Genomic DNA, 638 nt, shown 5'->3' with positions numbered 1-638 from the left:
GAAATGGCCATATCGCACGTGCTCGTGCAATGAGCAAGGCATTTGAATCGCACGATGTGCAGGTCGACTTTCTTTTTTCTGGGCGAGCACCGGAGAAATACTTTTCAATGGAAGCGTTTGGCGATTATCAGACTCGTCGCGGTTTTACGTTTGTGACGGAAAAAGGCTCGGTCAATTACGCCAAAACGGCCTTGAACAACAATTTGATTCATTTTTTCAAAGAAGTGAACCAACTTAATCTGGCGCCTTATGATTTAATCATCAATGACTTTGAACCCGTCACGGCTTGGGCTGCTCGTCAACAAAATAAGCCGTGTATCGGTATCAGTCACCAAAATGCGTTTCGCTATCCAGTGCCTCTGAAGGGGGCGAGCTGGCTGGATAAATCAGTACTTGAGTATTTTGCTCCATCTCAACATCAGCTTGGATTGCACTGGTATCACTTTGATCAGCCGTTGCTACCGCCCATCGTTCACACTTTGGATAACCAAGCGGATAACGATGATTTCGTGTTGGTGTATTTACCGTTTGAGTCGATTGAGGACATCTGCGACTTGTTGTTCCACTTTAATCAGCAGACGTTTATTTGTTATCACCCCGACGTGATAGAAGTAGAGAGAGTGGAGAACATAGAATTG

General features: G+C 45.1%; 1 protein-coding gene. It reads left to right on the top strand.

Annotated elements, in window-relative coordinates; all coding sequences use genetic code 11:
• Window positions 1-638, top strand: a 638-nt coding sequence (locus R7O13_RS28125) for an MJ1255/VC2487 family glycosyltransferase (RefSeq protein WP_318305353.1), incomplete at both ends; no start/stop codon positions are given.

This window comes from Vibrio sp. Y176, assembly GCF_033438945.1.
The sequence above is the reverse complement of the archived record's forward strand: the minus strand, read 5'-3'. Positions and strand labels throughout refer to the sequence as shown.